Raw genomic sequence first — 9,896 nt, forward strand, 5'->3', positions numbered from 1 at the left:
GGTTCACGGGCTGGAGCACCCTGGCTGAGGCCGGCGAAACCTGCCCTTGCGAATTGGGTTACGATCGAACGTTGGATCTTTGAGCAGCAGCGGCCACGGCCGACCACCTGCTTCAAGCGGTCTTATTCAGAGGAAGTCTCATTTGACGATTACCCGACGACAGCTCCTGCAGAGCAGCGTCTTCGCTGCGATGACCCCGGCGCTCGGCACCGCCGCCAGCCTCGTCCCGCTCGACGCCGCGCAGGCGCAGGCCGGCGAGCAACTGGTCTGGCGCCACGGCCTGTCGCTGTTCGGCGAGATCAAGTACCCGGCCGACTTCAAGCGCTTCGACTACGTCAATCCCGACGCGCCCAAGGGCGGCACAGCGCGGATGATCTCGCTCGGCACCTTCGATAATTTCAACATCGTCGTGATGTATGTGAAGGGCAACATCGCCTCCGCGGCGGGGCTGGTCTACGAGACCCTGATGACGCGGTCGCAGGACGAGGTGTCGACCGAATACGGCCTGCTCGCCGAGTCGGCGGCGTATCCGGACGACTACTCCTGGGTCATCTACCGCCTGCGCAAGGAAGCGCGCTGGAACGACGGCAAGCCGGTGACGCCCGAGGACGTCATCTTCTCGCTGGACGTCCTGAAGAAGAACAGCCCGCACTATTCGTCCTATTATCGCCATGTCGTGAAGGCCGAGAAGACCGGCGATCTCGAGGTCAAGTTCACCTTCGACGGTCCGGGCAATCGCGAGCTGCCGCACATCGTCGGCGAGCTGCTGGTGCTGCCGAAGCACTGGTGGGAAGGCACCGACGCGCAAGGGCGCAAGCGCGACGTCACCGCGACGACCCTGGAGCCGCCGCTCGGGTCGAGCCCGTATCGCATCAAGGAATTCGTGCCCGGCCGCTCGATCAAGATGGAGCGCGTCAAGGACTACTGGGGCGCCAGCCTGCCGGTCCAGATCGGCCAGAACAATTTCGACGAGCTGCAGTTCGAATATTTCCGCGACAACATCGTCGCCCTCGAGGCCTTCAAGGCCGACCAGGCCGACTGGATCAACGAGAATTCCGCCAAGCAATGGGCGACGGCCTACGACTTCCCGGCCATCAACGACAAGCGCGTGGTCAAGGACGAATTCCCGATCAGCGATTCCGGCCGCATGCAGGGCTTCGCCTTCAACCTGCGGCGTCCGCAATTCCAGGACGCGCGGTTGCGGCGCGCCTTCAACTACGCCTTCGATTTCGAGGAGATGAACAAGCAGCTGTTCTACGGCCAGTACAAACGGATCAACAGCTATTTCGAAGGCACCGATCTGGCCTGTTCCGGGCTGCCGCAGGGCCAGGAGCTGCAGATCCTCGAGGAGTTGCGCGACAAGGTGCCGCCGGACGTGTTCACCACGGTCTACCAGGCCCCGGTGGGCGGCAATCCCGAGAACGTTCGCGCCAATCTGCGAGAGGCCACCAGGCTGCTGAAGGACGCCGGCTTCGAGATCAAGGACCGCAAGCTCGTCGATCCCGCCGGCAAGCCGGTCACGGTCGAACTCCTGGTCCAGGACCCGTCGTCCGAGCGCATCGTGCTGTTCTACAAGCCGGCGCTGGAGCGCCTCGGCGTCGCGGTGACGGTCCGCCAGGTCGACAACGTCCAGTATGAGAACCGGGTGCGCACCTTCGACTACGACATGATCATCGACGTCTGGGGGCAGTCGCTGTCACCCGGCAACGAGCAACGCGATTTCTGGGGCTCCAAGGCCGCCGACGAGCCCGGCTCGAAGAATACGATCGGCATCAAGAACCCCGCCGTCGACGCGCTGATCGAGAAGATCATCTACGCCAAGGATCGCGCCTCGCTCGAAGCCGCGACGCATGCGCTGGACCGGGTGCTGCTGTGGAATTTCTACGTCGTCCCGCAGTTCACCTATCCGTTTTCGCGCAGCGCGCGCTGGGACCGCTTCAGCCATTTCACGCCATTCCCGAAATATGCGCGGTCCGGGTGGCCGAATCTGTGGTGGTACGATGCCGACAAGGCCGCCAAGGTGAAGCGCTCTTGAGCCGGCTTTCTCATTTGTCGCGGCGCGGCGTGCTCGGGCTTGGGCTCGGCGCGCTCGCGGCGCCGTTGCTCACGCCGGCCAAGGCCGCGGAGTTCGGCGCCGAGGCCCACGGCATGTCGGCGTTCGGCGATTTGAAATATCCCGCCGACTTCCGGCAGTTCGACTACGTCAATCCCGACGCGCCGAAGGGCGGGCTGTTCTCGCTGATCCCCTCGGTGCGCGCCTACAACCAGTCCTACCAGACGTTCAACTCGTTCAATGCCTATGTCCTCAAGGGCGAGGGCGCCCAGGGCATGGATATGACGTTCGCGACCTTGATGGTGCGCGCGAGCGACGAGCCGGACGCGGTGTATGGGCTGGTCGCGAAGTCCGTCGCGATATCAGCGGACAAGCTGAGCTATCGTTTCACGCTCCGTCCCGAGGCGTGCTTCCACGACGGCACGAAGATCACGGCACATGACGTCGCGTTCTCGCTGAACACCTTGAAGGAAAAGGGCCACCCGCTGATCGTCGTGCAGCTGCGCGACTTCATCAAGGCCGAGGCGCTCGACGATGCGACGGTCGTGGTGAGCTTCGTCGAGAAGCGCGCGCGCGACGTGCCGCTCTATGTCGTGACCCTGCCGATCTTCTCCAAGGCTTATTACGCCAACCGCGCCTTCGACGAGAACCCGCTGGACGTGCCGCTCGGCTCGGGCCCCTACAAGGTCGGCAAATACGAGATCAACCGCTATGTCGAGTTCGAGCGCGTCAAGGACTGGTGGGCCGCCGACCTGCCGGTCAGCCGCGGCATGTATAATTTCGACATCGTGCGCTACGAGTTCTATCGCGACCGCGACGTCGCCTTCGAGGGCTTCACCGCCAAGAGCTATCTGTTCCGCGAGGAGTTCACCTCGCGCATCTGGGCCACGCGCTACGATTTCCCGGCGATCAAGGACGGCCGCGTCAAGCGCGAGCTGCTGCCGGACGAGACGCCGTCCGGCGGGCAGGGCTGGTTCATCAACACCCGCCGCGACAAGTTTGGGGATCCGCGCGTCCGCCAGGCGCTGACCTACGCGTTCGACTTCGAGTGGACCAACAAGACCATCATGTACGGCGCCTATGCGCGCACCGTGTCGCCGTTCCAGAACTCCGACATGGTCGCGGTCGGGCCGCCGTCGCCGGAGGAGCTGAAGCTCCTCGAGCCGTTCCGCGGCCAGGTGCCCGACGATGTCTTTGGCGAGCCCTTTGTCCCTCCCGTCTCCGATGGCTCGGGGCAGGATCGCACGCTGCTGCGCAAGGCCACACAGCTCCTGCAGCAGGCCGGCCTGCCGGTAAAGGACGGCAAGCGGCTGCTGCCGAATGGCGAGGTGTTCGCGATCGAGTTCCTGATCGACGAGGTCTCGTTCAAGCCGCACCACGGCACCCTGATCAAGAACCTGCAGACGCTCGGCATCGACGCCGATTTGCGCATCGTCGACGCCGTGCAGTATCGCGCTCGCGTCGAGGATTTCGATTTCGACATCACGGTGCAGCGGCTGTCAATGTCGCCGACCCCCGGCGACAGCCTGCGGCCATATTTCACCTCGGACGCAGCCAAGACCAAGGGCTCCTACAATCTCGGCGGCATCAGCAATCCCGCGATCGACGCGCTGGTCAACAAGGCGATTTCGGCGGAGACCCGCATCGAGCTGACCTTGGCCTGCCGGGCGCTTGATCGCGTGTTCCGCGCCGGCCACTACTGGATACCGCAATGGTATCGCCAGACCCATCCGATCGCCTATTGGGATCAGTTCAGCCACCCGCCAAAGCCGCCGAAATACGCCTCGGGCGTCGGCGCCCCCGACATCTGGTGGTACGATGCCGCCAAAGCCGCAAAGCTGGAGCAGGCGAAGTAGTTCATGGCCGCCTATATCGCCCGTCGCATCCTGCTGATGCTCCCGACCCTGCTCGGGATCCTCTTCATCTCCTTCGTCGTGGTGCAGTTCGCGCCGGGCGGCCCGGTCGAGCGCGTCATCGCGCAACTGACCGGCGCCGACACCGGCGGCACCTCGCGCATCTCGGGCGGCAGTGGTTCGGATTTCGGCGCGCGGCCGCCGGGACAGGTGGGATCCGGCGGCGAGCTGAACTCGAAATATCGCGGTGCGCAGGGGCTCGATCCCGCCTTCATCAAGCAGCTCGAAAAGCAGTTCGGCTTCGACAAGCCGGCGCCGGAGCGGTTCGCGCTGATGGTGTGGAATTTCGCGCGCTTCGATTTCGGCAAGAGCTATTTCCGCGACACGAGCGTGCTGCAGCTCATCAAGGAGAAGCTGCCGGTGTCGATGTCGCTCGGCATCTGGATGACCCTGCTGACCTACCTGATCTCGATCCCGCTGGGGATCCGCAAGGCGGTGCAGGACGGCTCGCGCTTCGACGTCTGGACCTCGGCCGTGATCATCATCGGCTACGCCATTCCGGGCTTCCTGTTCGCGATCCTGCTCATCATCCTGTTCGCTGGCGGCTCGTTTCTCAACATCTTCCCGCTGCGCGGGCTGACGTCGGATGGCTGGTCGGACTTCCCGTGGTACTGGAAGATCATCGACTATTTCTGGCATCTCACTTTGCCGCTGGTATCGATGGCGCTCGGCGCCTTCGCGACCATGACGCTGCTGACCAAGAACTCGTTCCTCGACGAGATCCGCAAGCAATATGTCATGACCGCGCGCGCCAAGGGCTGCAGCGAGAACCAGGTGCTGTACGGCCACGTGTTCCGCAACGCCATGCTGATCGTGATCGCCGGCTTTCCAGGCACCTTCATCAACGCCTTCTTCTCCGGCTCGCTGCTGATCGAGACCATCTTCTCGCTGGATGGGCTCGGCCTGCTCTCGTTCGAGAGCATTCTCAATCGTGATTATCCCGTTGTGTTCGGCAATCTCTTCATCTTTTCGCTGCTCGGCCTCGCGATCAACCTGATCTCGGATCTGACCTACATGTGGATCGATCCGCGGATCGACTTCGAGGCGCGGGAGGTCTGATGACGATCACAGCCACCCCTCCGGTCGAGACCAAGGCGCAGGCCCCGCTCGGCGAGGCCGTGCCGCCGACGCGGCACCGCTTCCGGCCGTCGCCGCTCAATCAGCGCCGCTGGCAGAACTTCAAGGCCAACCGCCGCGGCTACTGGTCGCTGTGGATCTTCCTGTTCCTGTTCGTGGTGTCGCTGTTCGCCGAGCTGATCGCCAATGATCGGCCGTTCCTGATCAAGTTCGACGGCCACCTGTACTTCCCGGCGTTCGTCACCTATCCGGAAACGGCATTCGGTGGCGACTTCGAGACCGCCGCGGACTATCGTGATCCGTATCTGCAGAAGCTGATTGCGGACAAGGGCGGCACGGTGATCTGGCCGCTGGTCCGCTACTCCTACGCCACGCACAATCTCGATCTGCCGACGCCGGCGCCATCGCCGCCGACCTGGATGCTGACGGAGGCACAGTGCAAATCCGTGGTCGAGAAGAAGGGGCTGAAGAGCTGCCGGGATCTCGAATACAACTGGCTCGGCACCGACGACCAGGGCCGCGACGTCGTCGCACGGCTGATCTACGGCTTCCGCATCTCCGTTTTGTTCGGCCTGTCGCTGACGTTCTTCTCCTCGATCATCGGCATCGCCGCCGGCGGCGTGCAGGGTTATTTCGGCGGCTGGGTCGATCTGTTGTTCCAGCGCTTCATCGAGATCTGGAACGCGATTCCCTATCTCTATCTGCTCCTGATCCTGTCGGCGGTGCTGGTGCCCGGCTTCTTCACGCTGCTCGGGATCATGCTGCTGTTCTCTTGGGTCTCGCTGGTCGGCCTGGTGCGCGCTGAATTCCTGCGCGGCCGCAATTTCGAGTACATCCAGGCGGCGCGCGCGCTCGGCGTCTCCAACGCCGTCATCATGGTCCGCCATCTCCTGCCGAACGCGATGGTCGCGACCATGACCTTCCTGCCCTTCATCGTGTCGAGCTCGGTGATGACCCTGACCGCGCTCGACTTCCTCGGCTTCGGCCTGCCGCCGGGATCGCCGTCGCTGGGCGAGATGCTGTCGCAGGCCAAGTCCAACGTGCAGGCGCCGTGGCTCGGTCTCACCGGCTTCTTCTCGGTCGCGATCATGCTGTCGCTCTTGATCTTCATCGGCGAGGCCGTGCGCGACGCGTTCGATCCGCGCAAGACGTTCAGGTGACCGACATGGATGCGATCAGCCAGCCGCTGCTTTCGGTCAGCGATCTCTCGGTGGCCTTCCACCAGCAGGGCCGCCTGTCGACCGCCGTCGACCACGTCTCGTTCGACATCAAGCGCGGCGAGTGCGTCGCCCTGGTCGGCGAGTCCGGCTCGGGCAAGTCGGTCAGCGCGCTGTCGGTGCTGAAGCTCTTGCCCTATCCGGTCGCCTCGCATCCGTCGGGCAGCATCCGCTTCAAGGGCCGCGATCTGCTGCCGCTGTCGGAAGGCGAGATGCGCGGCATCCGGGGCAGCGACATCTCCATCATCTTCCAGGAGCCGATGACCTCGCTCAATCCGCTGCACACGATCGAGCGGCAGATCAGCGAGATCCTGCATCTGCATCGACCGATCTCGAACGGCGCGGCGCGGGCGCGCGTGCTCGAACTGCTGACGCAAGTCGGCATCCCCGAGCCGGAGACGCGGCTCGGCAGCTATCCGCATCAGCTCTCCGGCGGCCAGCGCCAGCGCGTGATGATCGCGATGGCGCTCGCCAACGAGCCCGATCTGCTGATCGCCGACGAGCCGACCACCGCGCTCGACGTCACCGTGCAGGCGCAGATCCTGGCGCTGCTCGCCGACATCCGCGCCCGGCTCGGCATGAGCCTGCTGTTCATCACCCATGACCTCGGCATCGTCCGCCGCATCGCCGATCGTGTCTGCGTCATGAACGGTGGCAAGATCGTCGAGCAGGGTCCGGTCGAGCAGGTGTTCACCGCGCCGTCGCATCCCTACACCAGGGCGCTCCTCGCCGCCGAGCCGAAGCCGGACCCCGCGCCGCCGCGGCCCGATGCGCCCGTGGTGATGCAGGCGAAAGACCTCAAGGTCTGGTTTCCGATCAAGCGCGGCCTGTTCCGCTCCACCGTCGGCCACATCAAGGCGGTCGACGGCGTCAGCATCGCCGTGCGCAAGGGCGAGACGCTCGGCGTGGTCGGTGAATCCGGCTCCGGCAAGACCACGTTGGGGCTGGCGCTGCTGCGGCTGATCTCCTCCGACGGTCCGATCGTGTTTCTTGGCAACGAGATCCAGGGGCTGACCTTCAAGCAGGTGCGCCCGTTCCGCCGCGACATGCAGATCGTCTTTCAGGACCCGTTCGGCGCGCTCAGTCCGCGCATGTCGGTCGGCGACATCATCGCCGAAGGCCTGAGCGTGCATCAGCCTGACCTGTCGGAGGAGCAGTCCGAGGCGAAGGTCGTCAAGGCGCTCACCGATGTCGGGCTCGATCCGGAGACGCGCTTCCGCTATCCGCACGAGTTCTCCGGCGGCCAGCGCCAGCGCATCTCAGTGGCCCGCGCGGTCGTGCTGGAGCCGAGCTTCGTCGTGCTGGACGAGCCGACCTCGGCGCTCGACATGCTGTTCCAGTCGCAGATGGTTGAGCTGCTGCGCGAGCTGCAGCGCAAGCGCGAGCTGACCTACATGTTCATCTCGCACGACCTCCGCGTCGTTGCCGCCCTCGCCAGCCATCTCATCGTGATGCGCCATGGCAAGGTGGTGGAGGAGGGGCCGGCCGCGCAATTGTTCAAGGCGCCGAAGACCGACTACACCCGCGCACTGTTCGCGGCCGCGTTCAGGAACGAGACGGCGGGGAATGGGGCGGCGGCGAGCTAGGGTCAAGCGCTCGTCCGACGTCTGTTGCGGAATGGCCACGGAGATCGCCGATGAGGCGTAGTCCCTTGGGCTCTCCAGCGGTCATGTCCGGGCGGCCGCGTAACCGGACTTATGGAAGCCGATGGGCAGGTCCAGAATAGGGTCAGGTTCGGACCAACCACTTGCCGCTAGATCGTAAGCGCTGTCGATGCACCACCCGCGGGGGGCAGTGACAGCGCGATCAATCGACAAACGGTACTACTAAGAAGCGCCATCGTTGCTCTGCGTGTTCAGTACGCATTCAACTTCGTCCGTTTAGAAGCGATAGTTGATGCCCACGCGAACGACCTGGAGTTTCGTGCTCACCGTATGGTTCGCTACTTGTCCAGGGGGACCAAATCCGGCTCCATTATTGAAAGTCGAATAGGAGAAGTTGCCGAGGTCGGCATAGAGATACTCAGCCTTCGCGGACCAATGGTCTCGGAATGCCCATTCGACGCCGCCGCCGGCTGTCCAGCCGACACGGGTGCTGCTGCGGCCGCCGACATGACATTCATTCAAGCCGTTCACGATCGGGCAGCCGTCGGCAAAATCCCACGCAAACCTCTTTGATGCGTCGACGTTGGCGATCGCCGCGCCGCCCGTGCCATAGATCATGAATCGGTCAAAGGCCCAGCCAACTCGCCCTCGGACCGTGGCGAACCAATTCATGCCAATGTGGTCGACTGATGCAACCGTTCTCCCCGATACCGGCTCGACAACATTGCCGGTGTTTCGCGATACGTCGCCATCAATGCCGTTGAAATCGCCCTCGATACCCAAGACGAGCTGCGACCAGCCTGCGGTTGTTGGCTGCCAGTTGCATCCAGCCTGTCCACCACCGGTGATGCCGGTGTGACTCAAGCTCGCCAGACCGGCATTGTTGATCGCCGTTCTTGCAACGCCACTGATGAGATTGGGCGGGAACGGAGGCGCATCGGTCGTCAGGTTGTGTTTCACCTGTCCCCCGCCGAGGTTCGCGCCGACGTAGCATCCCGTCCAACTAAACACGGCAAGCGGCGCAGCTGGGGGCGGGGCCTTCAGCGGCAGATCGGCCGCCGACGCGGCCTGCGCGAACGGAAGGATTGAGACAGCAGAAATGATTGCGATGGATGTGTTACGCATCGTTGCCCCCCAGCGCCAGACCCGAACCACGCTATTCAGGGCGCGAGTTCCGGGTCAACAATTTTAAGTTGCTGCGCGTGTCGTTTCCAGCCAACTGTAGCAATTTCACCACAGGTTGTATAATGCAGAACATAAACCTCATTCATCGCGCGAAGCTGTCGCTATCCTGTCGAGACCGGGCGTATTACCAAGAGCTCCGAAAGTCAGAATCTCAGATCTCTCGAGTTGAGGCGAGAGCCCACCGACTGCGGGTGATTTGGCCGACGGGCACGGTCTGCGAATGCCTGTCCAGTCCTCTCGCGAAAAATATTCACCTTTCTTTTTTTCGGAAATCGTGCATACTCCGCCCCGTCCTGCCCCACGAGAGGGACGTACGCGTCGTCACGGACGTCGGGTGCGGGATGCGATGGCCGCGATGACGTTGCAGTGTGTATGCGCGCACCGACGAACGGCGTCATGCGGACGGCGAAGTCGTGTGGTCCTGGCGCCCCGATGCTGGCGTCAAGGCCGCGGGAGCCGATGAGGCCTGCGGCCGACAGGGGCAAGACAGCCGGTCCCTGGGGAGATCACGTATAAGCCGTAAAGCCATCGCGCAGGGAAGGCCGGATGTTCGGCCCGTACCTGTGGTGACTACCGCGTGCTTGTTGCACGCAACCACGGGTGCGACCGGCACCCGGCCTTCCCTGCGCCCTCTCATGTTTTCGAGGGCGGATGAATGTCGCACAGCTCGGGCCGATGAGGCCGCGAGAGCGCGGACGCTCGCGCGGTGCTGTTTGGCCCGGCCTGATGCTGTTTGACAGGTGTATTGGATCCTTGCGCCCCTCTCTCCACGTCATTGCGAGCGCAGTGTTCAGCCCGGGGACATGGCTGACAGGTGTTCGGAGACATGGTTGACACCTCAAAATTG

The 9,896-nt window shown here is 63.7% G+C and carries 6 protein-coding genes; 5 read left to right on the plus strand and 1 reads right to left on the minus strand.

The features are described 5' to 3' along the window. Nucleotides 1-190 precede the first annotated feature (190 nt). The 5 genes from QW845_RS33425 to QW845_RS33445 are packed head-to-tail and all read left to right on the plus strand — an operon-like array spanning nucleotide 191 to nucleotide 7,846. Entirely contained in the window at nucleotides 191-2,035 is a 1,845-nt protein-coding gene (locus QW845_RS33425; RefSeq protein ID WP_315805770.1) for an extracellular solute-binding protein, read from the plus strand. After that, a complete protein-coding gene (locus tag QW845_RS33430) occupies nucleotides 2,032-3,909 on the plus strand; it encodes an extracellular solute-binding protein (protein ID WP_315805765.1) in 1,878 nt (625 codons plus the stop codon). Before QW845_RS33425 ends, QW845_RS33430 begins: the two co-directional genes overlap by 4 nt. 3 nt (nucleotides 3,910-3,912) lie before the next feature. Continuing rightward, nucleotides 3,913-5,025 (plus strand): microcin C ABC transporter permease YejB, encoded by a 1,113-nt coding sequence (locus tag QW845_RS33435; protein WP_315805766.1) that lies wholly within the window; start codon nucleotides 3,913-3,915, stop codon nucleotides 5,023-5,025. Next, on the plus strand, nucleotides 5,025-6,203 hold the full coding sequence (locus QW845_RS33440) for an ABC transporter permease (protein ID WP_315805767.1): 1,179 nt from the start codon (nucleotides 5,025-5,027) through the stop codon (nucleotides 6,201-6,203). The genes QW845_RS33435 and QW845_RS33440 overlap by 1 nt, the downstream gene beginning before the upstream one ends. 5 nt (nucleotides 6,204-6,208) lie before the next feature. Then, on the plus strand, nucleotides 6,209-7,846 hold the full coding sequence (locus QW845_RS33445) for an ABC transporter ATP-binding protein (protein ID WP_315805768.1): 1,638 nt from the start codon (nucleotides 6,209-6,211) through the stop codon (nucleotides 7,844-7,846). A gap of 294 nt (nucleotides 7,847-8,140) precedes the next feature. On the opposite strand, the gene QW845_RS33450 is transcribed toward QW845_RS33445, so the two are convergent. Continuing rightward, nucleotides 8,141-8,989 (minus strand): outer membrane protein, encoded by an 849-nt coding sequence (locus QW845_RS33450; protein ID WP_315805769.1) that lies wholly within the window; start codon nucleotides 8,987-8,989, stop codon nucleotides 8,141-8,143. Nucleotides 8,990-9,896: the final 907 nt, after the last annotated feature.

Source organism: Bradyrhizobium sp. SZCCHNS3002 (assembly GCF_032377435.1).
In the GTDB taxonomy this organism is placed as follows: Bacteria; Pseudomonadota; Alphaproteobacteria; order Rhizobiales; family Xanthobacteraceae; genus Bradyrhizobium.

Excerpts from the sequence above, each read along its gene's own strand:
- QW845_RS33450 (WP_315805769.1), bottom strand. The coding sequence starts at position 8,989 with ATGCGTAACACATCCATCGCAATCATTTCTGCTGTCTCAATCCTTCCG.
- QW845_RS33435 (WP_315805766.1), top strand. The coding sequence starts at position 3,913 with ATGGCCGCCTATATCGCCCGTCGCATCCTGCTGATGCTCCCGACCCTG.
- QW845_RS33440 (WP_315805767.1), top strand. The coding sequence starts at position 5,025 with ATGACGATCACAGCCACCCCTCCGGTCGAGACCAAGGCGCAGGCCCCG.
- QW845_RS33445 (WP_315805768.1), top strand. The coding sequence starts at position 6,209 with ATGGATGCGATCAGCCAGCCGCTGCTTTCGGTCAGCGATCTCTCGGTG.
- QW845_RS33425 (WP_315805770.1), top strand. The coding sequence starts at position 191 with ATGACCCCGGCGCTCGGCACCGCCGCCAGCCTCGTCCCGCTCGACGCC.